The following is a 26,207-nucleotide window of genomic DNA, read 5'->3' as shown; positions in this document are numbered from 1 at the left end:
GGGCGTCAGTCGTTGACCCGCTCCACGTTGGAGACCACGTCCCGGTCCTTCAGGCCCGACATGATCCCATTGAGATGGCGCAGATCGAACACCTCGATGTCGATCATCATCTCGGTGAAGTCGGCGGAACGGGTGCGCATCTGCAACCCTTCGATATTACCACCGCGATCGCCGATGGCGCTCGCCACCTGGGCCAGGGAGCCTGGCTCATTGCGAGCGGTCACTGCCAGCCGCGCCGGAAAGCGGGCTTCGGAGAGCTCATCCACATCCCACCGCACATCCAGCCAACGCTCGGGGGCATCTTCGAAGCCCTGCAGGGACTGGGACTGGATGGGATAGATGGTGATGCCCTCGCCGGGGGTGAGAATGCCGACGATGCGGTCTCCCGGCACGGCCCCGCCATCCGGCGCGAAGCGCACCGGCAGGTCGCCGTTGATGCCGCGAATGGGAATGGCATCGAGCCGCTCATCCGTGGCGCCGCCGGGGATCTTGAACTTGAGATTATGGCCGCGCCGCAGCTCGAACCAGCCCTCGGCATTGGCCGCGGCGGCGCCCAGCGCCCGATCCTCCAGGCGCGGCGGCACCCATTCGGGATAGGCCGCGCGGATCAGATCATCGGTCTTGATCTCGCCCCGCCCCACCGCGGCGAACACATCGTCGGCGGCGGCCCGCGCCAGGCGGGGCACGGCGCGCGCCATCTCCTCATCGGAGAGCGCCTTGCCCGCCTTGGCGAAGGCGCGCTCGGCGATCTTGCGGCCGAGCCCGGAATATTGCGCCCGCACAGCCGCCCGAGTGGCGCGGCGCACGGCGGCCCGCGCCTTGCCGGTGACGGCGATGGTTTCCCACGCCCCCGGCGGGGTCTGCGCCTTGGAGGTGATGATCTCCACCTCGTCGCCGTTTTTCAGCTCCGACACCAGGGGGGCGATGGTGCCGTTGATCTTGCAGCCCACCGCCGTGTTGCCGACATCGGTGTGCACCGCATAGGCGAAATCGATGGGCGTCGCCTTGCGCGGCAACGCAATCAGCCGCCCCTTGGGGGTGAAGCAGAACACCTGATCGTGGAACAGCTCGAGCTTGGTGTGCTCGAGGAACTCCTCGGGCGAGAGACCCTGGGAAAGGTTCTCGATGGTCTTGCGCAGCCAGGCATAGGCGCGCGTCTCGCTGGAGAGCATCACCCCCGGCGCACCGGAGGGATCCTTGTAAAGCGCATGGGCGGCGATGCCGTACTCCGCAATCTCGTCCATATCCCGCGTACGGATCTGCAGCTCGACGCGCTGCCGGCGCGGCCCCACCACCGTGGTGTGCACCGAGCGGTAGTCGTTGGGCTTGGGGGTGGAGATGTAATCCTTGAAGCGGCCCGGCACGATGGCCCACTTGGTGTGCACCACACCGAGCGCCCGGTAACAATCCTCCACGCTGTCGACGATGACGCGGAAGCCGTAGAGGTCGGAGAGCTGCTCGAAGCCGATGGCCTTGCGCTCCATCTTCCCCCAGATGGAGAAGGTCCGCTTTTCCCGCCCCTTCACCTCGGCATGGATGCCGCGGCGCTCCAGTTCCTCGGTCAGCTCGCGCTCAATCTCCTGCACCAGCGGCCCGTTGTGCTGGCGCAGCTCGGAAACGCGGGTGGTGATGGAGTCGTAGGCTTCGGGGGACAGCTGGCGGAAGGCCAGGTCCTCCAATTCCTCGCGCATTTCCTGCATGCCCATGCGGGCGGCCAGCGGCGCATAGATGTCGAGCGTTTCCTGGGCAACCCGATCGCGCTTTTCCGGCGGCACCCATTTCAGGGTGCGCATGTTGTGCAGGCGATCGGCCAGCTTCACCAGCAGCACCCGCACATCGTCGGCGATGGCGAGCAGCAGCTTGCGCAGGTTTTCCGCCTGCTTGGCCTGCTTGGACACGAGGTCCAGCTTCTTGATCTTGGTGAGCCCCTCCACCAGCGTCGCGATCTGGGCGCCGAACAGGCGCTCGATCTCGGCCTTGGTGGCGTCCGTATCCTCGATGGTGTCATGCAGCAGCGCCGCCACGATGGTGGCGTCGTCCAGCTTCAGATCCGTGAGGATGGCCGCCACTTCCAGCGGATGGGAAAAATACGGGTCGCCGGACGCACGCAATTGGCTGCCGTGCGCCTTCATGGCGTAGACATAGGCGCGGTCGAGCAGCGCCTCGTCGGTGTTGGGATTATACCGTCGAACGCGCTCGACGAGTTCGTATTGGCGCATCATTGCCGGAACGATCCGTCGCAGCACGGGCCAGCGGATACCGCTCGATTGCGGGCCGCCGCACCTCTTCATTTTCGTACATATCGTGCGGAAAATGTTCCGCGCAAGCCGCTAATGCGCCCTTATTCCAAGGATTTGACAGGATGTCTGGCAAAAGCGGCCCTGCCGCGCGCATCGCGCATGGCAGGCATTCGGGCAGGGCCGGGAGCGAGCGCGGTGGCACAAGGCCTCAGGGCAGCAGCAGGGTCGTACCCGTGGTCTTGCGCGATTCCAGATCCTTATGCGCCTTCTGCACGTCCTTCAGAGCATAGGTCTGGTGGATGGGAATTTTCACCGCGCCGTTCAGCACCACCTCGAACAGGTCGTTGGCCGTGGCCAGCAGGTCGGCGCGCTTGGCGACGAAGGTGGCGAGGGTGGGCCGGGTGGCATAGAGCGAGCCCCGCTGCGACAGCGCCAGAAGATCGAAATTCTTCACCGCGCCGGAGGCATTGCCGAAGCTCACCCAAAGGCCGAGCGGCCGCAGGCAGTCGAGAGAGGCGGGATAGGTGGCCTGACCGACGCCGTCATAGACCACGTCGCACATCTTGCCGGAGGTGATCTCCTTCACCTTCTGCACGAAGTCTTCCTGCCGATAGAGGATGACCTGGTCACAGCCATTCGCCAAAGCGAGCTCGGCCTTTTCCTTGGATCCCACCGTGCCGATCACGGTCGCGCCCAGATGCTTGGCCCACTGGCACAGGATGAGGCCGACGCCACCCGCTGCCGCCTGCACCAGAATCACGTCGCCCGGCTTCACCTGATGGGTGCGGCGCACCAGATATTGGGCGGTCATGCCCTTCAGCATCATGGCGGCGGCGGTGCGATCGTCGATGGAAGCCGGCAGATGCACCAGCGTCGCCGCCGGAATGTTGCGCACCTCGCAATAGGACCCGATCGTCATGGCATAAGCCACCCGATCACCCTCATGGAAATCGGTGACATTGGGGCCCACCGCGGTGACCACGCCCGCCCCCTCGTTGCCGGGAATGAACGGCAGCGCGGCGGCCTTGTAGAGGCCGGTGCGGAAATAGACGTCGATGAAATTGAGACCGATGGCGGTATGGCGGATCTGCACCTCGCCCGGCCCGGGAGGGGGAACAGTCACCTCCTCATAGGTGAGCACCTCCGGTCCACCCGTGTGATGCACTCTGACCGCGTGGACCATGCCTCAGCCTCCCATTCGACGAATGGAGGGGATCATAGGGGTGCTATCGCGCCCCGCAAGCACCCACGGGGCGGGGCGCGAGATGTCCACGCTCAGTCCGATGCATCGGCCCGCTTGCGCCGGCGGCGGCCGGCGGCGGAGACGTTCAGCATCTCCACCCCCACCGAAAAGGCCATCGCCGCATAAATGTAGCCCTTGGGGATATGCACGCCGAATCCATCCGCCACCAGCGTCACCCCCACCAGCAGCAGGAAGGAGAGGGCCAGCATCTTGGTGGTCGGATGGGTGGCGATGAAGGCGCTCAGCGGCCCGGAAGCCCAGAACATGATGCCGACGGCGATGATCACCGCCGTGATCATGATGGACACGTGCTCGGCCATGCCGATGGCGGTGAGGATGGAATCCACCGAAAATACCAGATCCAGCACCACCACCTGGGCCACGATCACCGCGAAGGCCCGGCCCGCTAGGTTGAGGGCCGTGTCGTCATCGCCAAACGTGTCGTCGCCCTCCACCTCGGTGTGCATCTCCCGCGTGGCCTTGGCCACCAGGAACGCCCCGCCGCAGATCAGAATCACATCGCGCCAGGAAAAGTCATGACCGGCGAGGGAAAACACCGGCGTCTGCATGCGGATGAGCCAGGACAGGGCGAACAGCAGGCCGATCCGCAGCACCAGCGCCAATGACAGGCCGATCTGCCGCGCCCGCAGGCCCTGCTCCGGCGGCAGGCGCTGGATGACCAGCGAGATGAACACCACGTTGTCGATGCCGAGAACGATTTCCATGGCGGTGAGGGTGACGAGGGCCGCCCATGCCTCCGGCGCGGTGATCAGCTCAAGCATGGATCCTCCGAACGATGCGACACAGCTCCCGGGCTGCCCCAGCGCAAGTTGCACCCTTGTCGCGCGCACCCCGCGCCGGTTCAAGGCGGGCGCGCACACCTCTGCTATGATGGGGCAACAGACCGCGCGGCATCCGGCGTCAATGTCGTCTAGGCTCGCGCGGCGCGGCGGGAGTGTGCCGTTCGCAGATCGAGGAGAAGATGATGGCAGCGCATGAGATGCACGACGTCGTCGTGGTCGGCGGGGGCCCCGCCGGGCTGGCGCTGGCACTTGGCCTTGCGGCGCGCGGGATCTCGACAGCTCTCGTCACCGGCCCAGAGCGGAACGTGGACCACCGCACCACCGCGCTGCTGGAAGGCTCGGTGCGCATCCTGGACGATTTTGGCGTGTGGAGCCGCCTCGCCGCCTCCACCGCGCCCCTGCGCGACATGCGCATTGCCGACGCCACGCGCCGCCTGGTGCGGGCACCGGAGGTCACCTTCCGGTCCGCCGAGATCGGCCTCGAGGCCTTCGGCTACAATATCGAGAACGATGCGCTCCGCCTCGGCCTGCTGGCTGCAGCGCTGGAACAGCCGCGCCTGCATGTGGCGCGCACCAGCGTGACCCGCGTCGAGGTGGACGACACCGCCGCCACGGTGGAGCTGGCCGAAGGCGCACCGCTGCGGGCCCGGCTGGTGGTGGGGGCGGACGGGCGCGGCTCCCTGGTGCGCGCCGCCGCCGGCATCGGCATGCGCGCCCATGCCTATCCGCAGGTGGCGTTTACCGCCACCGTGCGGCACACGCGCCCCCATGAGGAAACCTCCACCGAATTCCACACCGAGAGCGGCCCCTTCACCCTGGTGCCCCTGCCCGGCGATCGCTCCAGCATCGTCTGTGTGGTGAGTGAACGCGAGGCGATCCGGCTGATGGGCCTTTCCGAAGCGGACCTGTCGCGGGAGCTGGAAGCCCGCGCCGGCTCCATCCTCGGGCGCTTCACGGTCGAGCCCGGGCGCGGCGCCTTCCCGCTGGCGGCGGAAACCGCCGAGACGCTGGTGGCCCCGCGCATCGCCCTTGTGGCCGAAGCCGCGCACATCATGCCGCCCATCGGCGCGCAGGGGCTGAACCTCGGCCTGCGCGACGTCGCCGAGCTGGTGGCCCTGGTGGATCGGGCCGCCGCCCTCGGCGAGGATGTGGGTGGAGCCGAACTGCTGGCCCGCTACGACCGTGCCCGGCGCTCGGACATCGAGGGGCGCATGCGCGCGGTGGACGTCCTCAACCGGTCCCTGCTCTCCGATTTCCTGCCGATCCAGAGCATGCGGGGGTTCGGCCTCTATCTGCTGGATCGGGTCGGCCCCCTGCGGCGGGCGGTGATGCGCCTCGGCATCGGCGAGCGGGCCGCCTGATTCCTCACGGAAGCAGGTTCAGCGGCAGAAGGTCCGCCCGCAGCAGATAAAGCATGGTGGTGACCGTCACCACGGACGCCACCGTGCCCAGCATGACGGCGGTGGAGGCCTCCTCCACATAGGTGTGGTACTGCCGGGCCAGCACGAAGCAGTTCAGCGCCGGTGGCAGCGCCGCCATCAGCAGCATGGTCTGCGCCCAGGCGGGTGAGAAGCCACCGAACAAGGAAAGGCAGACTAGCGCGATCGCCGGATGCCCCACCAGCTTCAAAGCCAGCAGCGGCGCAAGCTCGGTGGGAATGCGGCGCAGCGGTCGCAGCGCCACCGTCACCCCCAGGGTGAAGAGCGCGCAGGGGGCGGCGGCATTCTTCAGAAAATCCAGCATCCGCCCCACCGCTTCGGGTTCGCGGACATGGAGAGCGGCGGCGAGCACGCCCAGCAGCGTGGCGATGTTGAACGGGTGGGTCAGCACCCTCCTGGCGATGAAGCCCAAGGTGGAGAGCAGGCGCTCGCCCCGCCCCTGGGCCGCCATCAGCAGCGGCACCAGCGTGAAGAACAACAGGCTGTCACAGGCGAAGATGAGCGCGGCGGGGGTTGCCGCCCCCTGCCCCAGCGCCGCCAGGCTCAGGCCTGGGCCCATATAGCCCACATTGGCATACGCGCCCACGGTGGTGGCGATGGCGGCCTCGCCCAGATTGCCGCGGCGCGCCCACAGCCCGATGCCCAGCGCGATCACCGCGACGGTGGCCGTGGAGGTCACCACCGCCAGGATGAAGCCGGGATTCACCAGTTCCTCGAACGGCGTCTGCGCGACGATCCGGTAGAAGAGCGCCGGCAGCGCCACATAGATAATGAAGAACGACAGCCAGGCCAGCCCCGCCTCCGGCAGCCGTGCCACCCGTCCGCAGAAATAGCCAAGGAAAATCAAGCCAAAGAAGGGAAAGGCCAAGCCGAACAGGTCACTCATGAGACGGCATCGCTCACCGCGCAGCGCTCTGGGGCGCCAGATGAAACAGGGAAGGGCAGCAAGGTCACGGCACGGGCGCGGATTAGGGCTCGATGGCGCGGGGCGGCATGGGTTTCCTCTGATCTTGGTCTTTTGGTACCGGCAGGCTAGGCCATTTTCCGCGCCGCGGGAATCGTCAAGCGCCTCAATTCGCCCTCCAGCTCCCGGCCAGCATGCCGCCCGCGGCGTCCCGCCCGCGAAACGCAGGATTTTCACAGGCGCACCGCGGTTTCCACCTCCTGGCCGCCCACCGCCCTTGACCCTGCCGCCGCCACAGCCTAACCACTGCCGGGAGTGAGCCCGTAGCTCAGCCGGTAGAGCACGTGACTTTTAATCATGGGGTCTCGGGTTCGAATCCCGACGGGCTCACCATCCTCCCATCACCCATCGTCGACACCTTGCGAGAACGTGCGTCAGGTCCGTGCTGGCCGCCGGCTTGCATCTGCGCTGCGCGCGCGGAGAGGCGCCGGGAGGGTGTTCGCCCCATCGGGCGGACCGAAGGCGGAGGATCGCAGGTATGGCGGATCATAAGGTGACCGTGGAGCAGCTACCGAGCGGCAAATGGGCCTGCTTCCTTCATGTGGAAGGACAGGGCGAACCCATCAATCTCGGGCGGGAATTCAAGAATGACGAGCAGGCGGAAAACTGGCTCAACGTTTCGGAATCCGTCACCGCCATCGAGATGATGCTGCGCAAGGTGAAAAAATAGGGCTCGGCTGCGGCCGCTTGCGGCGGACAGGTTCCGGCCCCGTGTCGGAACCTGTCCGGTCTGCGACAGGCGCCGGGCGCGGACACGACATTGCCGCACCTCAGTCGACGATGTCGGCCTGGATGGTGAGGATGTCAAAGGCCGGCGCATGGTCCGGATTGGCGTAGCCCAGAACCAGAGGGGCCCGCGCGCCATCGGCTCCGATGCTCAGGCGCGGGACCGTGCCTATGTCGGCGCCGAAGACGTGGATGGAGAGCACTGCGCCGGGCCCGGGATTGCGGATCTCGCTCGCCTGTCCCTCACGGGCGCGGGCGGTCGCGATTTCGCTCGCTGCCAGCTCCCGCCCCTCGCTCACTGCCTGCGGCGCCCCCTCGCCCAGCACCACGAAGGAGCGGCGCTCCAGGGTCCCACTCAGGACGCCGCAGATCTCCCAGGTCTGGTCGGCGAACAGCGGCCAGCCCTGCCCTTCCCCCAGCATTGAGGCGACCACGCAGAACCGCTCCATCTCGTCGTGATAGAGCTTGTAAAGGCGCGGAGTGGACCCGGCGGCGCGCAGGTCAGGCGGCAGCCAATCGTCCCGGGCCACCAGGCGCCGCATCAGGTCGGCGCCGATCATGAGGATCTCGCGCGGATCGTCCGCAAGCTCCACCATGGACTGGATATCCCAGATGAAACGGCGCAGCGGCTCGGGCACCCGCATGCTCATGGCTGGATCTCCCGCGGGCGGGCGGCGACGTGATCCGTCAGGAAGATGCCTGCGGCCATGATCCCCTCGTCGTCCATGCGGTGTCCAAGCCCCGGGCGGCGCAGGCTTTTCACTGGCACGCCCGCCGCCTTCAGGCGTTCCTTCGTGGCCATCATGGCGGCAAAGGGAATGGCGTCGTCGTCCTCGCCATGGATCAAAAGAATGGGCGTGGAGGTGCCCAGAGCGAGGGGCACGTCATCGGGCACCACCCCGGAAAAGGCCACCACCGCGGCCATGGGGCGTGGTCGGCGCAATGCCGTCACCAGGGCGATTGCCGCGCCTTGGGAAAACCCCACGAGGGCGAGATGGCTGTCGGGCAGGCGGCGCTGGGCGAGAGCGTTGTCGATGAAGCTGTCGAGGGCGGCAACCGTAGCTTCGATGCCGGTACCGGCCCCGAACCACAGGCGATCGCCAGGGATCGCAGGCGCCTCGAGGGCGATGAAGTCCGCCTTCGGCAGCGTCGGCGCCCAGTTCAAAGCCTGGTCGATGATGGCCGCGCCGTCTTCCCCTTCCCCGTGGAGAAGGATGACCAGATGGACCGGCTTACCGCAGGACAGGGCGGCGATCCGCGGCCCCTCGACGATGTTCATGAGCATCCCCGCAGATGGCGGTCGGCACCGACGCCGACCCAAGCAGCGGACGAGCAACTTTCTTGCCAGATCGAGCTTGCCAGATCGCGCGGCTTATTCGGTCTCGATGCCCAGGATCTGCTCCAGGACGCCGGCGGGATCCTCGTCCTTCATCAGAGCACTGCCCACCAGCATGGCCTTGGCACCCAGGGCGCCAAGCCGGGCGCGGTCATCCGCCGTGGCAAGCCCCCCTTCGGCGACCACGAAGGCCTGTCCGGCGGGGATCTGCGGCAACAGCGTCTCGCAGGTGCCCATCGCCAGCTCGAAGCTGTGAATGTCGCGGTTGGTGACGCAGATGAAATCCGCCCCCACCTTCAACGCCAATTCGAGTTCGGCGGGGGTATGGACCGCCACCAGGGCATCCAGGGCGACGGCGGCGGCCCGACCGCGGAAGTCGCCCAGCTGCTCGCCCAGCAGCCCGGCCGACAGCATCACCGCGTCGGCGCCGGCGAGACGGGCCTCGAGGATCTGATAGACGTCGAAGATGATGTCCTGCGCCATCAGCGGCAGCGCGACGGCGCCGCGCACGGTGGCCAGATCCGAGGCCGAGCCCTTGAAAGCCTGCCGCTCCACCGCCACAGACAGGGCCGCCGCCCCCACCGCCTCGAAATCCTCGGCCAGGGCCTTGTAGGGCACCATGGTGCGGAAGCCGGGGTCGAACGGCGAGCCACCCTTCAGCTCGCAGATGACGCCCGGCGCCCCGGTTTCCTTGAACTTTGCGGCCAGCGCCCCCTGAAAGCCGATGGTCATGGGCATTTCGCCGATCTTGCCCTGCATCTGGCCCAGCGAGCGTCGGGCCTTGGCCTTCTTCAGCTGCTCCGTGCGTTGGGCGACAAAAGGGGTGAGGCGGCTGCCTGCGGGCAAGGTCATGTCTGAAAATCCAGTGTGAAACGGTCAAACGCAAAACGACGACACCGATCGCGAAAAAGGCGACGGTTCACCGAGCCTCACAGATTTCGCGGCCTTTGGCCAGCCTGCTGCACAAGGTGGGCGGGCAGCAGGCTTTTCAGCCTGGCGCCGAAGGATCATCATGGGCTGGTCTTTGTTCATTCGTGAGATTTTTCGATGTTTACGCGGGTCTGTAAGGCGGAAACCGTCCCCGAGGGCGGCATGCGCCTGGTGATTGCCGATCAACACCTCATCGTGCTCGCCTGGCCGGAGGAGGGTGACCTCACCGCGGTGCAGGGGGTGTGCCCCCACACCAATACTCCGCTGGCGGATGCCGAGTTCGACGGGCGCGTGCTCACCTGCCCGGTCCATAACTGGACCTGGGACGTGACCAGCGGTGCCCCAATCGAGCCACAGGAAAGCGCCCTTGCCGTCTATCCCGTGAAGGTGGAGGACGGCGTCGTCTACATCGATACCGAGGGCGTCGCCCCGCTGTTCGCCGCCCCTTAAGCGGGACTACGGGTGAAGTGATCGACTGGGCCGTGGGGGATACCTCCACGCCCGCGCACACGAGGACGACAGACCATGGAAGACAACGTCGCGCTCATCATCGGCGCCGGACGGGGCCTCAGCGCGGCCCTCGCCCGCCGGTTTCGGCAGGAGGGCATGCACATCGCCCTGATGGCCCGGGACATCGCCAAGCTCCGGCCGGTTCTGGAAGAAACCGGCGCCCTGGCGCTCGCCGGTGACGTGCAGAACCCGCAGGATGTGGAAACGGTGTTCGCCGAGGTGGAGCGGGCGCTGGGCACCCCCCGCCTGGTGATCTTCAACGCCGCCGCCCGCTATCGCGGCCCGGTGGAAGAGCTGGATCCGGGCGAGGTGATGAATGCCTATGCGGTGGGTGCCTTCGGCGGCTTCCTCACTGCCCAGGCGGCGGCGCGGCGGATGCTGGCCCGCGGCGGAGGCTCCATCTTCTTCACCGGCGCCACCGCCAGCGTGAAGGGCATGCCCCATTCCATTCCCTTCGCCATGCAGAAGTTCGCGCTGCGGGGGCTGGCGCAGAGCCTGGCGCGGGAACTCGGGCCCCGCAACATCCACGTGGCTCACATCCTCATCGACGGTGGCATCTCTTCATCCTGGGCCACCGCCGGCGAGCCAGGGCCGGAAGACAAGTGGCTCGATCCCGATGCCATTGCCGAGACCTATGCCGCGCTCCACCGCCAGCACCGCTCAGCCTGGTCGTTCGAGGTGGACCTGCGGCCCTGGGTGGAGAAGTTCTGAGCCGGGGGCGGCCCAAAAGAAAGGGCGGCGCGGGGTTCACCCGGCCGCCCTACCCGAACCTTGAAAAAGTCGCGCCGTTTACTGCGCAGCTTCGGCCACTTCCGCCAGCGGATCGCGCACCACGTCCACGGTGGCGGGCTCGAGGCCCAGCACCGCGCGCATGCGCTGCAGCATGGTCAGGGTGTGCGGGTCCATCTCATCCAGCGGGCCTGGGACGAACTGCACCACCTCGGCCGCGCGGCGGCGATCCTCCGGAGTGCGCAACAGCTCGGGCAGGCTCTCGATGGCCTGCTCGCGGGCATATTCCACGATCAGGCTCTGCTCGTGGATGATCTCCGCCCGCCGCGCCATGGGCAGGGATTGGAACGGCTCGTCCTTGGTGAGCACCTGGGCGGAGCGCTCCAGGCGATCGCGCCGCACGTTGCCGCGGGCCTCGGCCAGCAGGATCAGCATGCGGATGACGGCCTCGACGAAGCTACCGGAATTCACGTGCAGCAGCGCCGCGCGCACCTCCGGCAGGCCCACCAGCTCTTCCTTGCTCTTGCGGGTCCGCTCGAAATTGTAGTTGCGACCGAACCAGCGCATGAACGGCGTGGCATAGATGGAGAAGAAGGTGACCTCATACCAGGCGTCGCGCACGTCGCGGATGATGTCGATGGTCTGCTCGAAGGCATCGACCATCAGCTTCTCGGCCAGCACGAACGGGTTGGTATCGGGCACCGGCTTGCGGCCCTCGCCGATCACCTTGGCGGCGCCCTCCAGCGGCAGCATCAGCGGATTGCGCGACGAGGTGAGCGCCCGTTGCACCCGCAGCGGATGCAGCATGCGGCCCATCTCGGCGCTCGCCCGCGTCACCGAAGCCTGCACCATCGGCCGCAGGAAGACGTCATAAAGCTCGCCCTGGAGCTCGGAAAGATGCTGCACGGCGGCGAAGGGAACCTCGTCTTCCCGCCCGTCGGCGAAGCCCGGCAGCTCATTCATCTTCCGCTCGGCGAAAGAGACGGTGAAGTGCGCGTCCTGACCCTCGCCGTGGATCTCGTCGATCGTCATCTCGTAAAGACCGGGCGCGAGCGCCTCGATGGTCTTCAGGGTGGAGGACACCTCGGTATGTTCGCGCTTGGCGATGGAGGACGACACGAAGATGCCGAGATGGCCCACCTTATCGTGCACCATGTAGACGATGCGCTGGCCCCGGATGCGGATTTCCGTCTCGTCCGCATAGGTGTCCATGATCCAGTTGATGGCCTGCTTCACCGGCGTGATGTTGTCACCATGGCTGGCGAAGACGATGATGGGCGAACGGATCTGCTTCACGTCCAGCACGCGCCCGTGCTCTAGCCGCGCCTCGTTCCGGGCCAGCTTGTTGCCCACGAACAGCTCACGGACGATCCACACGATCTCCGGCTCGTTGAGCAGGAAGAAGCCCGACCACCACTTCTCGAACTCCAGGAAGCGATGGCGCTCCGTGTCGACCTTCTCGAACAGGTCGTAATATTTGCGGAACCAGGTGCGGCTCGGGTTGAGCATCTCGAAATTGAGCACCAGCCAGGCGCCGTCGAACACGCCGTCACCGTAGTCCGACCAGAACATGGGCATGATCTGGCCGCCGAGCACGCCGGCGTTGTAACGCATGGGGTTGGCGCCCACGTCGCCAGACCAGGTCTCCACCGGCGCACCGTTCAGCACCAGCGGGCCGGTGATGTCCGGATTGGAGGCGCCGAGGATGAGGGTGGCCCACCCGCCCTGGCAATTGCCGATCACCACCGGCTTGGAGGCATCCGGATGGTGATCCTGCACATAACGCACGAAGGTGGCCTCGGCCCGCGCCACGTCGGCCAGGGTCTGGCCGGGCTCGGGATTGCGGCTGAAGGAGACGAAATAGACCGGATGCCCGGCCTTCAGCGCCACCCCCACCTGGCTGTCGGACTTGAACCCGCCGATGCCGGCGCCGTGCCCCGCACGCGGGTCGATGATCACATAGGGGCGCTTCCAGGGGTAGACCTCTACCCCATCCGGCGGGGTGATCTTCAACAGCGCGTAGTTGCACGGGCGCGGCAGGGAGCGGCCGTCCAGCACCACTTCGTAGTCATAGATCAGCACCGGCGGGCAGCCGGCGGCCTCGTGCTCGAAGAAATTGTCACCGCGCTGGCGCAGGGTGTCGCACGTGAGCACGGCACGCTGCAGGCGATCCACCATATAAGCCTGCGCGTCCTTCGCCCGTTCGGAAGCGGAGCGCTCGGTATTGGTGATGGTGCCCATGAGGGCGGTCAGCTCATTGAACGTGGCGCGGAGCCGCTGGCCATGGGTGGCCGAGATGTTCATGAAATGCCGACCCGCCGCCTTCGAGATCAGCTCACTCATGGCCGACCATTCAGAAAGCTGCGCGGTCATCGCCAGGGCACGCTGCCGCGCCGTCCACGCATTGCCGTCGGTCACCGAAGCAAAGAAGGGATTGGTGAATTTCGTGGGCGAGAGTTGAGCGTTCAAACGATCCTCCTCGCCGCGGGGCGGCGTTATGAAACCGACCGAGACGGACCTTACCAGCCCCCCGGATTGCTGCAACGCAAAAGAGTAGAGCAGACGTATTGCATTTAGATTGCGCCAGCATTGCGCCTGGATTGCACAGCGCGGTTTTCCACTGGCGGCCTCGGACGGCCCCACAGAGGCAAGGCTCCGCTCTCGACCCGTCCTGGCGGGCGTGCGATAGGGGGACGTTCTCGCTCACCCCATGAGGCGCCCATGCTGAATTCAATTTCCGGCCGGCAGATCAAGGCAGCGCGCGCGCTGCTGGGGTGGACCCGCAAGGACCTCGCCGGACATGTCGGCGTCACCGCCGAAACGGTCCAGATCGTCGAGAGCGACGAGACCATCATGCCGGCCCTGGCCGGCACCCGCGAGCGCATGCGGCGGGTGCTCGAGGCCGCCGGCATCGCCTTCACCAACGGCGGTTCACCGGGGGTGCGTGTCATGCCGGCCGATCATGCCGTGGCTGTGGGCGACCTCAACGCCTCCAACGACGATTGATTCCGACCCCTTCCTTCCAGCCCAACGGACGACCCATGATCCTGCACAATCTCGCCGCCCGCCACTACATCATCGTCGCCATCATCCTCATCGTGGCGGTGCTGGCCTTTCTGGGCAGCTGGTCCTGATCACGGGCGCCCCCGCGCCGGCTAGCGGTCGACGCGGATCAGCGCAAAGCCGTCATAGCCTTTCGCGCCCACCGTCTGCACGGCGGTGGCGCTGAGGCGCGGATCGCCCGCCACCAGATCGAACAATTGCCGCACGCCGTGGATCCGCGGATCGGCGCTGCCCGCCTGGGTGACGGCGCCATCACGCACCACGTTGTCACACACGATCACGCTGCCGACGCGCGTAAAGCGCAGGGCCCACGTCAGATAATCCGGGTTGCTCGGCTTGTCGGCGTCGATGAACACCAGGTCGAACGGTCCCGCCCCCTCCTCCGCCAGGCGCGGCAGGGTCTCCAGGGCTGGACCCTCGCGCAGATCGATGCGCGATGAGAGGCCGGCGCGACCGAAATTGGCCCGGGCCACATCCGCATGGTGGGGGTCGACCTCCAGCGTCACCAGGTGGCCGTCGTCCGGCAGGGCACGGGCCAGGAAGATGCTGCTGTAGCCCCCCAGCGTGCCGATCTCGAGGATGCGCCGCGCGCCCACCATGCGGGCGAAGAGATGAAGCATCTGCCCCTGCGCCGCGGAGACGGCAATGGGCGGCAGGCCGGCGGCGACGCAGGCCGCCAGTACATCGCGCAGCACCTTGTCTTCCGGAACGAGACGCTCGCAGATGTAGGCGTCGACCTCGCTCCACAGCTCCTGTCCACGTCCTACGCTCATGGTCGTCTCCCGTCCGTCAGGTCTCGTCGCTCTCCCGCGCCGCGCGAATCGACAGCACCGCATAGGCGACCACCAGACCGAGCTCCAGCAACGTGAACAGCAGCAGCGGGGTCATGCCCGCCGGCGCCCAGGCGCCCAGAACGGCTTGGATCAGGGTGGCGATCAGCCACAGCACCACGCCCCAGCCGGCCCTTAGCCACAGCCCGACGCCAGCGATGGGGTCGACGATGGCCGCCCAGATCACCGCGCCCTGCGCCGCCGTCGGCAAGGTCTCGAAATGGGATGGCGTGCCGTCGCCGATGCCGAGGATGACGGCCCAATGGACCACCCCCTCGAACAGGAGGAACATGGCCACGCCGCGCAGGAACAGGAACAGCCGTCGCCGCCAGGGCGACAGGCTCTCCAGATGCGCGCGCGCGCTGGCGTCGATGGGATCGTAATGGGTCATGAGCCGGGGGCCAGCACCTCGAGTTCGTCGGCAATCGGATCGAAATGAGCGGCGATCTGCGCCGGGTCGATCTGCGCCAGGCTGGCGGGCTGCCACCGGGGCTGATTGTCGCGATCCACCAGAACCGCGCGCACACCTTCATAAAAATCGTGACCGGCCGCAACCCGCGTGACGATCCGCAGCTCGGTCTTGAGGCAGCCGTCGAGATCGAGGCTCGGGCCGCGGCGCATCTGCTCCATGGCAATGGAGAGGCTGGTGGGCGACTTGGTACGCATGTCCTTCGCCGTCTCGGCGGCAAATGCGGCATGGGGACCACCGGCGGCCGCCAGGGCGTCCAGCGCCGCCAGAATCGCCTCCACGCTGCCCAGCGAGAACGTTTCGGCAATCACCCCCGCCCGGTCCGCGAAGGCGCTGGCCGCAGGCTCAACGCGCAGGGCATTGATGGCACCCGCCACATCAGCGCCAGCGCACAAGGTGCCCTCCAGCTCGGCGAAGGCCGACGAGGGCACCACCGCCGTCGCCAGACCGCAGGCGTAGGCTTCCGGCGCGCGGATCCGGGCGCCGGTCAGTGCAAGGAACACGCCGAAGGCGCCCGGCAGGCGGGGCAGGACATGGGTGCCACCCACATCGGGAAACAGGCCGATATTCACTTCCGGCATGGCGAACAGGTAGCGATCGCCCACCACCCGGTGGGCCCCATGGGCCGAAAGCCCGAAGCCGCCGCCCATGCAAATGCCGTCGATGAGCGCCACATAGGGCTTGGGAAAGCTGCCGATATAGGAATTGAGGACATATTCCTCTCGCCAGAAGGCGAGAGCCTCCGCCGTGTTGCCGGCGCGCCCCAGGTCATAGAGCGCCCGGACATCGCCACCGGCGCAGAACGCCTTCTCACCGGTCGCCTTGATGATGACGCAGTGGATCGCCGGGTCTTGCGCCCAGCTCCGCAGCCGCGGCAGAAGGGCGCGGACCATGGGCAGGTTCAGGGCGTTGAGCGCCTTGGGACGGTTGAGGGTGATGACGCCGGCGACGCCCTTTTTCTCCAGGATGACCTCGGGTTCCATGCGCCTAGCCGCCTCCATTTCCGCCCACTGCCGTCGGAGCTTGAGGGAGGGTTAGACGCGCCCGGGGCCAGCGTCAACGCTCAGCCCCGCGCGCTGCAGCGACACCTGCTTGTGAGCATCCGGTAGCGCGTGCGGCGCTCGCGGGACGCGGATGCGCGGTCTATAAGGGGCCCGTTACCCCGTTCCGCGCAAAGCCGAGTCGTTCCATGGCCTTCTCCTCGCCCCGCATTCATCCGGTCGCCACGCCCCGCGCCGCGTCCGGCCTCGACCTCGTCCAGCGTCCACGCCGCAACCGCAAGAGCGATTGGACCCGGCGGCTGGTGCGCGAGGCGAGCCTCACCGTCGACGACCTGATCTGGCCCATCTTCGTCATGAAAGGGCAGGCCACCCGCACCCCCATCGCCTCCATGCCGGGCGTGGAGCGGCTGACCGTGGACGAGGCCGTCCGCGCCGCCGAATATGCCGCCAGGCTCAAGATCCCGGCGCTGGCTCTGTTTCCCTACATCGACCCCGCCCTGCGCGATGCGGAAGGCAGCGAAGCGCTCAACGAGAACAATCTGGTGTGCCAGGCGCTGCGGGCCATCAAGGCCGAGGTGCCCGAGATCGGCCTGATCACCGACGTCGCCCTCGACCCCTTCACCAGCCATGGCCACGACGGCCTTCTGGAAGATGGCCGCATCCTCAACGACGAGACCGTGGACATCCTGGTCCGCCAGTCGGTGGTGCAGGCCGAGGCCGGCGCCGACGTGATCGCGCCGTCGGACATGATGGACGGCCGGGTGGGCGCCATCCGCGCCGGGCTCGACGCCGCCGGCTTCCAGGACGTGCAGATCATGTCCTATGCGGCCAAATACGCCTCGGCCTTCTATGGCCCGTTCCGCGACGCCATCGGCACCGCCAAGACCCTGTCCGGCGACAAGCGCACCTACCAGATGGACCCGGGCAATGGCCTGGAGGCCCTGCGCGAGGCGGCGCTGGATGTGGAGGAAGGCGCCGACATGCTGATGGTGAAGCCCGGCCTGCCCTATCTCGACATCGTCTGGCGGCTTAAGGAGGCCTTCGGCCTGCCCACCTTCGCCTATCAGGTGTCCGGCGAATACGCGATGATCGAGGGCGCCATCCGCAACGGCTGGGTGGATGGGGACCGCATCGTTCCCGAGAGCCTGCTCGCCTTCAAGCGCGCAGGCGCCGACGGCATCCTCACCTATTTCGCCCCGCGTATCGCCGAGCGCCTCGCCGCCGGCTGACCATCTGGAACCGTGGCCGGCAGACCTCAGCGGCGTCTGGTCCTTTCCAGAACGGCGTCAACACGGTTCCATGGCCCTTCGCTTCGGCGCGATCAACGCGCCGGGCTCGCCTGATGAGGAACGTCCATGTCCGCCCCTGCCCACCCGACCGGCCCCCTTCCGGCGCTGTCGGCTCACGAGACGGGGCCGCTGCCCGTCACCCTGGCCGATGTGGAGGCCGCCCGCGTGCTGCTCGCCGGCGCGGTGCTGCATACGCCCACCCTGCGGGCGCCGCGGCTGTCGGCACTGACCGGCGCTGACGTCTGGGTGAAGTATGAGAATTTCCAGGTCACCGCCTCGTTCAAGGAGCGCGGTGCCCTGGTGAAGTTGACGCGCCTCTCGCCGGAAGAGCGGGCGCGCGGGGTCGTCGCCATGTCGGCCGGCAACCACGCGCAGGCGGTGGCCTATCACGGCGCCCGGCTGGGCATTGCCACCACCATCGTCATGCCCGAGACGACGCCACAGGTGAAAGTGGCCGCTACCGCCGCCTTCGGCGCCAAGGTGGTGCTGTATGGCGAAACCGTCGCGGATGCGCAGACCGAGGCGGAGCGCATTGCCGCGGCGGAACAGCGCGTGTTCGTGCACCCCTATGACGACCCCGACGTGATCGCCGGCCAGGGCTCCATTGCCTTGGAGATGATGGAGGACGGGCCGGACTTCGACGCGGTGGTGGTGCCCATCGGCGGCGGCGGCCTCATGTCAGGCATGGCGCTGGCGTTTGCCGGCCGCGCGCCGCAGACCGAGATCATCGGCGTCGAAACGCAGCTCTATCCCGCCATGTGGTCGGCCCTCACGGGCGAGGAGCGGCCCTGCGGCGGCCCCACCCTCGCCGAGGGTATCGCCGTGCGAAATGTGGGCCGGCTCACCAGCACGATCATCCGCCGGCTGGTGCCATCCATCGTGCTGGTGGAAGAGGCCACGCTGGAGCGGGCGGTGAATGCCTTCCTGATGCACCAGAAGACCCTGGCGGAAGGCGCCGGCGCGGCCGGGTTGGCGGCGCTGCTCACCGAGCCCGAGCGCTTCCGCGGCAAGACCGTGGGACTGGTGCTGTGCGGCGGCAACATTGATCCGCGCATGGTGGCCGGCATCCTCCTGCGCGAGCTGGAGCGGGAAAGCCGCATCGTCTCCTTCCGTCTCACCATCCTCGACCGCCCGGGCATGCTGGGGGTGATCTCCACCCTGCTCGGCAAGCTCGGCGCCAACATCCTGGAGGTGCACCATCGCCGCACCTTCCTCGATGTTCCGGCAAAAGGCACCCGGCTCGACCTCACGGTAGAGACCCGCGACCAGGCCCATGCCGAGCAGATCCGCCAGGCCCTGGAGGCGGAGGGCCTGCCGGTGCAGCGCCTGGGAGCCGGCGGGGCCGATTGGTAGGACATCCCGTTTCCACGCGCCCTTACACCCATCCTTCCTCGCACTCATCCTCCCTTGCACCCGCGGCGGAACGTCCCCACGTGACGTGGAGCGATGCCGATGCGTCGCGCCACCAGGGAGCATGGCGACAGTGAGCCACACCAGCGACCAGACCAGCGGCACCGACCGCGATCCCCGCTACGGTTTTGCCGGCGGGGCGCGGCCCCATGCTTATGATCCGGTCACCCAGCCGGAGTATTTCGAGGGCGTGCTGTCGCGCCGTCTCGTCGCCTTCTGCGTGGATGTGGTGATGATTCTCGGACCCATCGTCGGTCTCGCGGTTTTCATCTTCGTCTTTGGCGTGGTCACGCTCAGCTTGGGGTGGATGCTGTTTCCGCTGCTGGGCCCGGCCTTCGTCATCTGGGCCATCGCCTATAACGCGCTCACCCTCGGCTCGCCCGCCTCGGCGACGCTGGGCATGCGGCTGGTGGATATCGAAATGCGCACTTGGTATGGCGCGCCTTGCTATTCCTTGCTCGGCGCCGTGCACGCGGTGCTGTTCTGGGTGTCGGTGAGCGCCCTGACACCACTGGTGCTGCTGGTCCCCCTGTTCAATGACCGGCGCCGGCTGCTGCACGACTTTCTGGCGGGAACGGTGGTGGTGAACAGCCCTCAGCGCGCCGCGCTGCGGCGGCGTAAGGTATGAAATCACCAAGACGGCTCAGTTCACCTTTGACGGATGGCTCGGGGGCGGCGATCCTGTCCGTTCCTGAGGAACGAGGCCTGTGAGCGAACACCCCCGCGATACGCCGCAGTTCTATCTGACGGCGCCCGCCCCCTGCCCTTACCTCCCCGACCGGGAGGAGCGGAAGGTGTTCACGCACCTGGTGGGCGAGCGGGCCGCGAGCCTCAATGACATTCTCACCCAGGGCGGATTCCGGCGCAGCCAGTCCATCGCCTATCGCCCCGCCTGCGAAGGCTGCCGGGCGTGCATCTCGGTGCGAATCTGCGTCGACGACTTCCGCGAGAGCCGCAGCTTCCGGCGGGTCCTCGCCGCCAATAACGATCTGATCGGGACCCCGCGCCCCTCCAGCCCCACCTCGGAGCAGTATGGCCTGTTCCACGCTTATGTGGGCGCCCGCCACGGGGATGGCGGCATGGCCGACATGAGCGTGCTCGACTACGCCATGATGGTCGAGGACACCCATGTGGAAACCCGCCTCATCGAATATCGCAAGCGCGGGGCGGATTCGCGGAGCCTCGGACGCGGCACCGGCGACCTGATCGCCGTGGCGCTCACGGACATCCTCTCCGACGGGCTGTCCATGGTCTATTCCTTCTACAACCCGTTCGTGCCGCAGCGCTCCCTGGGCACCTTCCTGATCCTGGACCACGTGGCCCGCGCGCGGGATCTGGGGCTGCCTTATGTCTATCTCGGATATTGGGTTCAGGGCTCGGGCAAGATGGACTACAAGCGCCGGTTCGTTCCGCAGGAACGCCTCCTGCCCCATGGCTGGGAGCGAGTGGACAAATAGGCGCAGAAGAGGGCCCGGATGAGTTCATTCTTCCACGTATTCGTCGCGGTCTATGCCGCGCTCTTTCCCGTCGTCAATCCACTCGGCAGTGCTCCGATCTTTGTCACGCTGGTTCAGCGCTGCTCCCCACGCACGCGCGAGCTGGTGGCACGCAAGGTGGCCATATTCGGCTTCCTGCTGCTGGTGGCGACCATGGTCGTCGGCGCGAAGGTTCTGCTCTTCTTTGGCGTCACACTGCCCGTGCTGAGGGTGGCGGGCGGCCTGGTGGTCGCCTCCGTCGGCTGGCATATGCTGCATTCGGACGACAAGCCCGCGGACAAAACCGCCACGGATTCCCTGGATGACAGTGAGGCGCTCGACCAGGCCTTCTATCCGCTCACGCTTCCGTTGACCGTGGGGCCGGGCGCCATTGCCACCGCCATCGCCCTTTCGGCCGGACCCGCCGCCGTAGCGACCCACGACCTCACCAACATGATGAGCGAGATCCTCGGCGCCCTGGCGGGGTTGTTCGCCATCTCGCTCACCGTCTACTTCTGCTTCCGCGAGGCGCCCGCCATCGAACGGGTTCTGGGGCGCACGGGAACGAGCGTACTGATCCGGCTGTTCGCCTTCATTCTGCTCGCCATCGGCCTGCAGATCGTCTGGATCGGCGTACACGAGCTGATCAACGACATCCGCGCCGTGCCGGCCTGAGCCCTCGGCCTTCCAGCTCACATGAAAAAGGGGGCCACAAGGCCCCCTTATCTTTTCAGCGATCGGCCGGCGCACCCCTGCCGCAGGACCCCAGGCGCACCGGCGGAGTTTCAGGCCAGCGCCTTCAGGGCCGCCTTGCCGGCATACCGCGCGGTATCGCCCAGCTCCTGCTCGATGCGCAGCAGCTGGTTATACTTGGAGGTGCGATCCGCGCGGGCGAGGGAGCCGGTCTTGATCTGCCCGCAATTGGTGGCCACGGCCAGGTCCGCGATGGTGGAATCCTCGGTCTCGCCGGAGCGGTGGGACATGACGGCGCGATAAGCGGCCTTGTGCGCCATCTCCACGGCGTCCAGCGTCTCCGTCAGCGAGCCGATCTGGTTCACCTTCACCAGGATGGCATTGCCGACGCCGGACTTGATGCCCCGCGACAGGCGCTCCACGTTGGTAACGAACAGATCGTCACCCACCAGCTGGCACTTGGTGCCGATGGTGTCGGTGAGCAGCTTCCAGCCAGCCCAATCGTCCTCGGCCATGCCGTCCTCGATGCTGACGATGGGATAGGCCGCCACCAGATCGGCCAGATATTTCACCTGGGCTTCCACGTCGCGGACCTTGCCCTCGCCCTCATAATGGTAGGCACCATCCTTGAAGAATTCGGTGGAGGCGCAGTCGAGGCCGAGATAGACATCCTCGCCGGGCTTGAAGCCAGCGGTCTCAATGGCCTTGAGCACGAAATCGAGCGCGGCCTCGGCGGACGCCAGGTTAGGGGCAAAGCCGCCCTCGTCGCCCACGTTGGTGTTGTGGCCAGCGTCCTTCAGGCCCTTCTTCAGGGTGTGGAAGATCTCCGCGCCCCAGCGCAGGCCCTCGGAGAAGCTCTCCGCGCCGGCGGGCAGAATCATGAATTCCTGGAAGTCGATCGGGTTGTCGGCGTGGGCGCCGCCGTTGACGATGTTCATCATCGGCACCGGCAGGGTGCGCGCGTTCACGCCGCCCACATAACGGTAGAGCGGCAGGTTGTTGGCAATCGCGCTGGCTTTGGCGACCGCCAGGGAGACACCGAGGATGGCGTTGGCGCCCAGCCGCGCCTTGTTCGGCGTGCCGTCGAGGGCGAGCAGGGTGGCATCGAGATGCGCCTGATCCTCCGCCTCCAGCCCGCCCAGGGCGTCATAGATCTCGCCATTGACGGCATCGACCGCGGCCAGCACGCCCTTGCCGAGATAGCGATCCTTGTCCCCATCGCGCAGCTCCACCGCCTCATGGGCGCCGGTGGAGGCGCCCGACGGCACCGCCGCCCGCCCGATGGAGCCGTCTTCGAGCACGACGTCCACTTCGACCGTCGGATTGCCGCGGCTGTCCAGAATTTCCCGGCCAATGATATCGACGATGGCGGTCATGAACGGTCCTTCCCTCATCTCGTCCCTGCGCCGGATGCGGAAAAGCGGCCGATCCGCTTTCCTCGGCAGAACCCGTCGCAGCTGTTGCTCAGCCAAGGTCGCTGCGACCCGCCTTTCGGCCCGCGCTGCCCCTTGGTCAGACGCGGTGGTGAGCGCGCAGCTTCTAGCGCGATCGGGCCTTCCTGCGAAGGGGGCGCCGCATCCGGGCCTGCATTATGGTTGAACGTCGGCCGAGAGGCGGCTATGCCCCGCGCCGCCAACCCAAGGGACAAACCGAATGACGGAACGCCCGCTGCAGCTCGGCGCCCAGACCGAGCTTCCCGCCTCGCCGGAGACCGCACAGCTCGACCGCGTGCCCAACCCCCATGCCGACACCGATTATGTCGCGCGCTTCACCTGCCCCGAATTCACCTCCCTGTGCCCGGTGACCGGACAGCCGGATTTTGCCCATCTGGTGATCGATTACGTGCCCGATCAGTATCTTGTGGAATCCAAGTCGCTGAAGCTCTACCTCGCCTCGTTCCGCAACCATGGGGCGTTCCACGAGGATTGCACCGTCGCCATCGGCAAGCGGCTGGCCGGGCTGCTGGCCCCGCGATACCTGCGCATCGCCGGCTATTGGTATCCGCGCGGCGGAATTCCCATCGATGTCTTCTGGCAGACGGGAACCTTGCCGGCCGCAGCGTGGTTACCTGACACGGGGGTTGCGCCCTATCGCGGCCGCGGCTGAGCGGAACCGGGCAAGGAGAGGATGCATCGATGCCAAAGCTGATCGTCACCAACGGTGACGGCGCGGTAGACCGCATGCGGGCCGCGCAGATCTCCGGTCATCTGCTGCCCTGGCAGGACATGCTGCACGACGGCCCGGTGCCGGCCGGCGATCTTTTGGATGATGTCTCCGACGCCCGGGCGAGCTTCCTCTCGCAGGCGCTGGGCCTGCCGCTGGACGCCGTGCGCGCGGATTTCGCCCACCGGGACGCACAGCTGGACGTCCATTCCGCCTATGGCGAGGTGGAGCTGTGGTTCGAGCATGACCTGTATGATCAGCTTCAGCTCATCCAGCTGCTGCACTATTTTTCCCACGAGCCGGAGCGCATGGGTCTGCATCTGGTGCAGTGCGACCATTACATCGGGGTGATGGGGCCCGATGAGGTGCGGGCCCAGGAGCGGCATCGCGCCCCGGTGTCGAGCGCTCAGCTGGAAACAGCGCTGGAGGCGTGGGCCGCCTTTACCGCGCCGACTCCAACGGCACTCGCCGCGTTCGTCTCCACCCGCCAGCCGGCCCTACCCTATCTGGTTCCGGCCCTGCGCCGGCTGCTGTCGGAACTGCCGGCGCCGCACAGCGGCCTGTCCCTCACCGAGCAGCGCATTCTGGAGCAATTGCAGGACGGCCCGCGCAAGGTGGCGCAGGTGTTTGCCGCCGTGCACTCCATGGACGAGGCGCAGTTCCTGGCCGACCTGCCATTCTTTCTGCGGCTCGATGGCCTGGCATTCGCACACGAGCCGCTGATCGCCGGCCTGCCCTTCCGCACAGAGGATTGCGCGGGATTGGCCTTCGCCCCAGGCGATGACAGCGCCGCCGAGCATTCCTACCGCGCCTATGCGGCGGCGGAAATCTACCTCACCCGGGCCGGCGAGGCGGCCCTGCGGCAGCAGTTCGACCACGCCTGCGAAAACACCATCGAACGGGCGATCGGCGGGTTTCAGGTGCGGCCGGGCGCCATGTGGCGCTACGACCGGAACCGCCATCAGCTCATGGCACCGAACTGACGCGGCGGCCCGCTGACGGGCGCCTTGCGCCGCACCGGCCCCGGCTCAGATGGAGACGGGATGGGCCTTGGCCAGCCGATCGAACGCCTGCAGGGTGGCTAAAAGTTCCTCCAGCTGGCTGAGGGGCACCATGTTGGGGCCGTCGGAGGGGGCCTTGTCGGGATCCGGATGGGTCTCGATGAACACCGCGGCCACGCCCACCGCAATGGCGGCCCGCGCCAGCACCGGCACGAACTCCCGCTGGCCACCGGACGAAGTCCCCTGCCCGCCGGGCTGCTGCACCGAATGGGTGGCGTCGAACACCACCGGGGCCCCGGTGGTCTTGGCCATGATGGGCAGGCCCCGCATGTCCGACACCAGGGTGTTGTAGCCGAAGGACACGCCGCGCTCGGTGACGAGCACCTGGCTGTTGCCGGCACCCACCAGCTTCTTCACCACATTGGCCATGTCCCAGGGCGCCAGGAACTGCCCCTTCTTCACATTCACCACCCGGCCAGTGCCGGCAGCCGCCAGCAGCAGGTCGGTCTGGCGGCACAGGAAGGCGGGAATCTGCAGCACGTCCACCACCTCGGCGGCGATGGCGCACTGGTCGTTCTCATGCACATCCGTGAGCACCGGCAGGCCGAGCTTGGACTTGATCTCCGCAAACACCGGCAGCGCCGCCTCCAACCCAAGCCCCCGCGCCGCCGACAGAGAGGTGCGGTTGGCCTTGTCGAAGGAGGTCTTGAAGATCAGGCCAATGCCCAGCCGCTGGGTGATCTCCCTGAGCGCGGAGGCCACCTCCAGGGCGTGGTCGCGACTCTCCATCTGGCAGGGCCCGGCGATCAACGCCAGGGGCCGGTCGTTGCCGATCTCCACGCCACCGACAGCCACCGTGGCCTGTGCGCCAAGAGGAGCACCAAGAGGAGCGCCCAGCGGCGCGCCAGAGGTCGGAACGGGGGCATTCATGGGCATCTCCTCGCGGCGGGGCGCCGGGGCAGCGGCCCCGCCACCGCGCCGGTCGGGCGGGCGGCGAGGTGTGCCGGCGCCCTTCCGTTAGGCTTCCTCGCGCTCGAACACAAGAACCGCGCCGACCGCCGCCCGCGGAGGAACAACCACGATGCCCGCGATCCGTTCCTCCACCATGCGGCGCGCCGCCAGGGCGCGCCGCAGCTCGGCGGCACCATCGGTCTTGAACCGCACCGCGGCAATCCGCAGGCCTTCGCCGCCGGGCGCCGGCACGGCATAGCGCTCGGTAAACAGGGCCCGGCTCATGATGTCGATCTCGCCGCGCGGGGTCTGCGCCACATACCAGTCGTCCCGCGCACGCAGCACGGGCACATCCACCAGAGTGTTCAGAGCGCGCACGTGATCCACCGGCGTGTCGGCGACGAGCACGACGCCGGCCACCGCGTGCACCATGTTGGAATGACGCTGAAGATCGTTGGACCAGAAGTTCTCAGGCTGGTGCTGGGAGCAGGCGAAGGCGGCGAAGTCCGGCGAAGCCGGATCCTGAAGGAACGCCAGGGAAAAGCCGACGTCCACTTCCTGCCCATCCGGCCGGCGCGCCTTGCGGGAAAAGCTCAGCACATCGAAGCCGCCGTATCCAGCATCATCGAACACCGTCTTTTCGGTGGTGGCGTCACTGCCCTCCACGGCCAGCATAGACAGGCCCTCGCCGGCGGTGGCCAAAAAATTGGCGTTGAACCCGCCGAATGAGAACTGCCCCTCCGCCGCAGGCGGGATCTTCGCAGCATCTGAAATCTGCAGGAGTTCGATATAAAAGCCAGGCGTCTGGACGATCCGGTTCTCGGTGCCCCAGGGATGGACATTCCGCGATCCGACGGTGAAGCCGAGCAGGTCATAGATCTCACCTGCCGCGTCGATGTCCCGGACCAGATGGACCACGTGGTCGAGGCCGCGTCGCATGGC

The 26,207-nt window shown here is 67.2% G+C and carries 26 protein-coding genes and 1 tRNA gene; 13 read left to right on the top strand and 14 right to left on the bottom strand.

The window, feature by feature from the left end; all coding sequences use genetic code 11:
* Positions 1 to 5 precede the first annotated feature (5 nt).
* From ACU4E7_RS17700 to ACU4E7_RS17690, 3 genes are all read right to left on the bottom strand, one after another.
* Positions 6 to 2,222: a RelA/SpoT family protein gene (locus tag ACU4E7_RS17700; protein ID WP_238122672.1), complete on the bottom strand. Its 2,217-nt coding sequence runs from the start codon at positions 2,220 to 2,222 to the stop codon at positions 6 to 8.
* Positions 2,223 to 2,448: 226 nt separating this feature from the next.
* On the bottom strand, positions 2,449 to 3,423 hold the full coding sequence (locus ACU4E7_RS17695; protein WP_447019664.1) for a quinone oxidoreductase family protein: 975 nt from the start codon (positions 3,421 to 3,423) through the stop codon (positions 2,449 to 2,451).
* Between the two features lie 92 nt (positions 3,424 to 3,515).
* Entirely contained in the window at positions 3,516 to 4,265 is a 750-nt protein-coding gene (locus tag ACU4E7_RS17690; protein WP_447019663.1) for a TerC family protein, read from the bottom strand.
* A 200-nt stretch (positions 4,266 to 4,465) separates the two neighbouring features.
* Here ACU4E7_RS17690 and ACU4E7_RS17685 point away from each other — a divergent pair, with 200 nt between their 5' ends.
* Positions 4,466 to 5,647 carry a UbiH/UbiF family hydroxylase gene (locus ACU4E7_RS17685; RefSeq protein ID WP_447019662.1) on the top strand — a complete coding sequence of 394 codons (1,182 nt, stop codon included), beginning with the start codon at positions 4,466 to 4,468 and terminating at the stop codon, positions 5,645 to 5,647.
* A gap of 4 nt (positions 5,648 to 5,651) precedes the next feature.
* Here ACU4E7_RS17685 and ACU4E7_RS17680 read toward each other — a convergent pair whose 3' ends face one another.
* Positions 5,652 to 6,611, bottom strand: a complete 960-nt coding sequence (locus ACU4E7_RS17680) for an AEC family transporter (RefSeq protein ID WP_447019661.1) — start codon at positions 6,609 to 6,611, stop codon at positions 5,652 to 5,654.
* A gap of 335 nt (positions 6,612 to 6,946) precedes the next feature.
* Here ACU4E7_RS17680 and ACU4E7_RS17675 point away from each other — a divergent pair.
* Positions 6,947 to 7,022: transfer RNA gene (locus ACU4E7_RS17675), tRNA-Lys, on the top strand.
* Between the two features lie 145 nt (positions 7,023 to 7,167).
* Positions 7,168 to 7,359, top strand: a complete 192-nt coding sequence (locus ACU4E7_RS17670) for a hypothetical protein (protein WP_238122677.1) — start codon at positions 7,168 to 7,170, stop codon at positions 7,357 to 7,359.
* Between the two features lie 100 nt (positions 7,360 to 7,459).
* On the opposite strand, the gene ACU4E7_RS17665 is transcribed toward ACU4E7_RS17670, so the two are convergent.
* The 3 genes from ACU4E7_RS17665 to ACU4E7_RS17655 form a co-directional block, all read right to left on the bottom strand.
* Positions 7,460 to 8,065 carry a hypothetical protein gene (locus ACU4E7_RS17665; RefSeq protein WP_447019660.1) on the bottom strand — a complete coding sequence of 202 codons (606 nt, stop codon included), beginning with the start codon at positions 8,063 to 8,065 and terminating at the stop codon, positions 7,460 to 7,462.
* Positions 8,062 to 8,694, bottom strand: coding sequence for an alpha/beta hydrolase (locus tag ACU4E7_RS17660; protein ID WP_447019659.1), 633 nt, complete (start codon positions 8,692 to 8,694; stop codon positions 8,062 to 8,064). Before ACU4E7_RS17660 ends, ACU4E7_RS17665 begins: the two co-directional genes overlap by 4 nt.
* Before the next feature lie 93 nt (positions 8,695 to 8,787).
* The gene (locus tag ACU4E7_RS17655) at positions 8,788 to 9,603 is read right to left on the bottom strand and encodes an indole-3-glycerol phosphate synthase TrpC (RefSeq protein ID WP_447019658.1); all 816 of its coding nucleotides are present in this window, start codon (positions 9,601 to 9,603) and stop codon (positions 8,788 to 8,790) included.
* Positions 9,604 to 9,798: 195 nt separating this feature from the next.
* Here ACU4E7_RS17655 and ACU4E7_RS17650 point away from each other — a divergent pair, with 195 nt between their 5' ends.
* Positions 9,799 to 10,131: a Rieske 2Fe-2S domain-containing protein gene (locus ACU4E7_RS17650; RefSeq protein WP_447019657.1), complete on the top strand. Its 333-nt coding sequence runs from the start codon at positions 9,799 to 9,801 to the stop codon at positions 10,129 to 10,131.
* Positions 10,132 to 10,206: 75 nt separating this feature from the next.
* Positions 10,207 to 10,902 (top strand): SDR family NAD(P)-dependent oxidoreductase, encoded by a 696-nt coding sequence (locus ACU4E7_RS17645; RefSeq protein WP_447019656.1) that lies wholly within the window; start codon positions 10,207 to 10,209, stop codon positions 10,900 to 10,902.
* 78 nt (positions 10,903 to 10,980) lie between these two features.
* Here the strand turns inward: ACU4E7_RS17645 and ACU4E7_RS17640 are convergent, their stop codons facing one another.
* The gene (locus ACU4E7_RS17640) at positions 10,981 to 13,389 is read right to left on the bottom strand and encodes a DUF3141 domain-containing protein (RefSeq protein ID WP_447019655.1); all 2,409 of its coding nucleotides are present in this window, start codon (positions 13,387 to 13,389) and stop codon (positions 10,981 to 10,983) included.
* Between the two features lie 252 nt (positions 13,390 to 13,641).
* Between ACU4E7_RS17640 and ACU4E7_RS17635 the strand changes: the two genes are divergently transcribed.
* Positions 13,642 to 13,926 carry a helix-turn-helix domain-containing protein gene (locus ACU4E7_RS17635; RefSeq protein ID WP_447019654.1) on the top strand — a complete coding sequence of 95 codons (285 nt, stop codon included), beginning with the start codon at positions 13,642 to 13,644 and terminating at the stop codon, positions 13,924 to 13,926.
* 149 nt (positions 13,927 to 14,075) lie between these two features.
* Here the strand turns inward: ACU4E7_RS17635 and ACU4E7_RS17630 are convergent, their stop codons facing one another.
* From ACU4E7_RS17630 to ACU4E7_RS17620, 3 genes are read right to left on the bottom strand one after another with little or no spacing between them, the layout of a single operon-like run.
* Positions 14,076 to 14,756: an O-methyltransferase gene (locus tag ACU4E7_RS17630; protein ID WP_447019653.1), complete on the bottom strand. Its 681-nt coding sequence runs from the start codon at positions 14,754 to 14,756 to the stop codon at positions 14,076 to 14,078.
* A gap of 16 nt (positions 14,757 to 14,772) precedes the next feature.
* Complete coding sequence (locus ACU4E7_RS17625) at positions 14,773 to 15,204, bottom strand: DUF6163 family protein (RefSeq protein WP_238122685.1); 432 nt, start codon at positions 15,202 to 15,204, stop codon at positions 14,773 to 14,775.
* On the bottom strand, positions 15,201 to 16,265 hold the full coding sequence (locus ACU4E7_RS17620) for an enoyl-CoA hydratase/isomerase family protein (protein ID WP_238122686.1): 1,065 nt from the start codon (positions 16,263 to 16,265) through the stop codon (positions 15,201 to 15,203). The genes ACU4E7_RS17625 and ACU4E7_RS17620 overlap by 4 nt, the downstream gene beginning before the upstream one ends.
* A gap of 206 nt (positions 16,266 to 16,471) precedes the next feature.
* Here ACU4E7_RS17620 and hemB point away from each other — a divergent pair, with 206 nt between their 5' ends.
* The 5 genes from hemB (at position 16,472) to ACU4E7_RS17595 (ending at position 21,132) form a co-directional block, all read left to right on the top strand.
* A complete protein-coding gene (gene hemB, locus ACU4E7_RS17615; protein ID WP_238122687.1) occupies positions 16,472 to 17,512 on the top strand; it encodes a porphobilinogen synthase in 1,041 nt (346 codons plus the stop codon).
* A 126-nt stretch (positions 17,513 to 17,638) separates the two neighbouring features.
* Entirely contained in the window at positions 17,639 to 18,925 is a 1,287-nt protein-coding gene (locus tag ACU4E7_RS17610; protein ID WP_447019652.1) for a threonine ammonia-lyase, read from the top strand.
* A gap of 121 nt (positions 18,926 to 19,046) precedes the next feature.
* The gene (locus ACU4E7_RS17605) at positions 19,047 to 19,610 is read left to right on the top strand and encodes an RDD family protein (RefSeq protein ID WP_447019651.1); all 564 of its coding nucleotides are present in this window, start codon (positions 19,047 to 19,049) and stop codon (positions 19,608 to 19,610) included.
* 79 nt (positions 19,611 to 19,689) lie between these two features.
* Positions 19,690 to 20,439 (top strand): arginyltransferase, encoded by a 750-nt coding sequence (locus tag ACU4E7_RS17600; protein ID WP_447019650.1) that lies wholly within the window; start codon positions 19,690 to 19,692, stop codon positions 20,437 to 20,439.
* A gap of 18 nt (positions 20,440 to 20,457) precedes the next feature.
* A complete protein-coding gene (locus tag ACU4E7_RS17595) occupies positions 20,458 to 21,132 on the top strand; it encodes a MarC family protein (protein WP_238122690.1) in 675 nt (224 codons plus the stop codon).
* Between the two features lie 110 nt (positions 21,133 to 21,242).
* On the opposite strand, the gene eno is transcribed toward ACU4E7_RS17595, so the two are convergent.
* Positions 21,243 to 22,526, bottom strand: coding sequence for a phosphopyruvate hydratase (gene eno, locus ACU4E7_RS17590; RefSeq protein WP_447019649.1), 1,284 nt, complete (start codon positions 22,524 to 22,526; stop codon positions 21,243 to 21,245).
* 277 nt (positions 22,527 to 22,803) lie between these two features.
* Here eno and queF point away from each other — a divergent pair, with 277 nt between their 5' ends.
* A complete protein-coding gene (gene queF, locus ACU4E7_RS17585) occupies positions 22,804 to 23,256 on the top strand; it encodes a preQ(1) synthase (RefSeq protein ID WP_238122692.1) in 453 nt (150 codons plus the stop codon).
* A gap of 29 nt (positions 23,257 to 23,285) precedes the next feature.
* Positions 23,286 to 24,296 (top strand): hypothetical protein, encoded by a 1,011-nt coding sequence (locus tag ACU4E7_RS17580; RefSeq protein WP_238122693.1) that lies wholly within the window; start codon positions 23,286 to 23,288, stop codon positions 24,294 to 24,296.
* Positions 24,297 to 24,341: 45 nt separating this feature from the next.
* Here the strand turns inward: ACU4E7_RS17580 and kdsA are convergent, their stop codons facing one another.
* Positions 24,342 to 25,244: a 3-deoxy-8-phosphooctulonate synthase gene (gene kdsA / locus ACU4E7_RS17575; protein WP_238122694.1), complete on the bottom strand. Its 903-nt coding sequence runs from the start codon at positions 25,242 to 25,244 to the stop codon at positions 24,342 to 24,344.
* A gap of 87 nt (positions 25,245 to 25,331) precedes the next feature.
* Positions 25,332 to 26,204 (bottom strand): VOC family protein, encoded by an 873-nt coding sequence (locus ACU4E7_RS17570; protein WP_447019648.1) that lies wholly within the window; start codon positions 26,202 to 26,204, stop codon positions 25,332 to 25,334.
* Positions 26,205 to 26,207 lie beyond the last annotated feature (3 nt).

This window comes from Xanthobacter sp. ZOL 2024, from assembly GCF_052932325.1.
The sequence above is the reverse complement of the archived record's forward strand: the minus strand, read 5'-3'. Positions and strand labels throughout refer to the sequence as shown.

What these genes read in the sequence shown, in the direction of transcription:
- ACU4E7_RS17700 (WP_238122672.1), bottom strand. Translation starts at nt 2,222, where the DNA reads ATGATGCGCCAATACGAACTCGTCGAGCGCGTTCGACGGTATAATCCC.
- ACU4E7_RS17695 (WP_447019664.1), bottom strand. Translation starts at nt 3,423, where the DNA reads ATGGTCCACGCGGTCAGAGTGCATCACACGGGTGGACCGGAGGTGCTC.
- ACU4E7_RS17690 (WP_447019663.1), bottom strand. Translation starts at nt 4,265, where the DNA reads ATGCTTGAGCTGATCACCGCGCCGGAGGCATGGGCGGCCCTCGTCACC.
- ACU4E7_RS17685 (WP_447019662.1), top strand. Translation starts at nt 4,466, where the DNA reads ATGATGGCAGCGCATGAGATGCACGACGTCGTCGTGGTCGGCGGGGGC.
- ACU4E7_RS17680 (WP_447019661.1), bottom strand. Translation starts at nt 6,611, where the DNA reads ATGAGTGACCTGTTCGGCTTGGCCTTTCCCTTCTTTGGCTTGATTTTC.
- ACU4E7_RS17670 (WP_238122677.1), top strand. Translation starts at nt 7,168, where the DNA reads ATGGCGGATCATAAGGTGACCGTGGAGCAGCTACCGAGCGGCAAATGG.
- ACU4E7_RS17665 (WP_447019660.1), bottom strand. Translation starts at nt 8,065, where the DNA reads ATGAGCATGCGGGTGCCCGAGCCGCTGCGCCGTTTCATCTGGGATATC.
- ACU4E7_RS17660 (WP_447019659.1), bottom strand. Translation starts at nt 8,694, where the DNA reads ATGAACATCGTCGAGGGGCCGCGGATCGCCGCCCTGTCCTGCGGTAAG.
- ACU4E7_RS17655 (WP_447019658.1), bottom strand. Translation starts at nt 9,603, where the DNA reads ATGACCTTGCCCGCAGGCAGCCGCCTCACCCCTTTTGTCGCCCAACGC.
- ACU4E7_RS17650 (WP_447019657.1), top strand. Translation starts at nt 9,799, where the DNA reads ATGTTTACGCGGGTCTGTAAGGCGGAAACCGTCCCCGAGGGCGGCATG.
- ACU4E7_RS17645 (WP_447019656.1), top strand. Translation starts at nt 10,207, where the DNA reads ATGGAAGACAACGTCGCGCTCATCATCGGCGCCGGACGGGGCCTCAGC.
- ACU4E7_RS17635 (WP_447019654.1), top strand. Translation starts at nt 13,642, where the DNA reads ATGCTGAATTCAATTTCCGGCCGGCAGATCAAGGCAGCGCGCGCGCTG.
- ACU4E7_RS17630 (WP_447019653.1), bottom strand. Translation starts at nt 14,756, where the DNA reads ATGAGCGTAGGACGTGGACAGGAGCTGTGGAGCGAGGTCGACGCCTAC.
- ACU4E7_RS17625 (WP_238122685.1), bottom strand. Translation starts at nt 15,204, where the DNA reads ATGACCCATTACGATCCCATCGACGCCAGCGCGCGCGCGCATCTGGAG.
- ACU4E7_RS17620 (WP_238122686.1), bottom strand. Translation starts at nt 16,265, where the DNA reads ATGGAACCCGAGGTCATCCTGGAGAAAAAGGGCGTCGCCGGCGTCATC.
- hemB (WP_238122687.1), top strand. Translation starts at nt 16,472, where the DNA reads ATGGCCTTCTCCTCGCCCCGCATTCATCCGGTCGCCACGCCCCGCGCC.
- ACU4E7_RS17610 (WP_447019652.1), top strand. Translation starts at nt 17,639, where the DNA reads ATGTCCGCCCCTGCCCACCCGACCGGCCCCCTTCCGGCGCTGTCGGCT.
- ACU4E7_RS17605 (WP_447019651.1), top strand. Translation starts at nt 19,047, where the DNA reads ATGGCGACAGTGAGCCACACCAGCGACCAGACCAGCGGCACCGACCGC.
- ACU4E7_RS17595 (WP_238122690.1), top strand. Translation starts at nt 20,458, where the DNA reads ATGAGTTCATTCTTCCACGTATTCGTCGCGGTCTATGCCGCGCTCTTT.
- eno (WP_447019649.1), bottom strand. Translation starts at nt 22,526, where the DNA reads ATGACCGCCATCGTCGATATCATTGGCCGGGAAATTCTGGACAGCCGC.
- queF (WP_238122692.1), top strand. Translation starts at nt 22,804, where the DNA reads ATGACGGAACGCCCGCTGCAGCTCGGCGCCCAGACCGAGCTTCCCGCC.
- ACU4E7_RS17580 (WP_238122693.1), top strand. Translation starts at nt 23,286, where the DNA reads ATGCCAAAGCTGATCGTCACCAACGGTGACGGCGCGGTAGACCGCATG.
- kdsA (WP_238122694.1), bottom strand. Translation starts at nt 25,244, where the DNA reads ATGAATGCCCCCGTTCCGACCTCTGGCGCGCCGCTGGGCGCTCCTCTT.
- ACU4E7_RS17570 (WP_447019648.1), bottom strand. Translation starts at nt 26,204, where the DNA reads ATGCGACGCGGCCTCGACCACGTGGTCCATCTGGTCCGGGACATCGAC.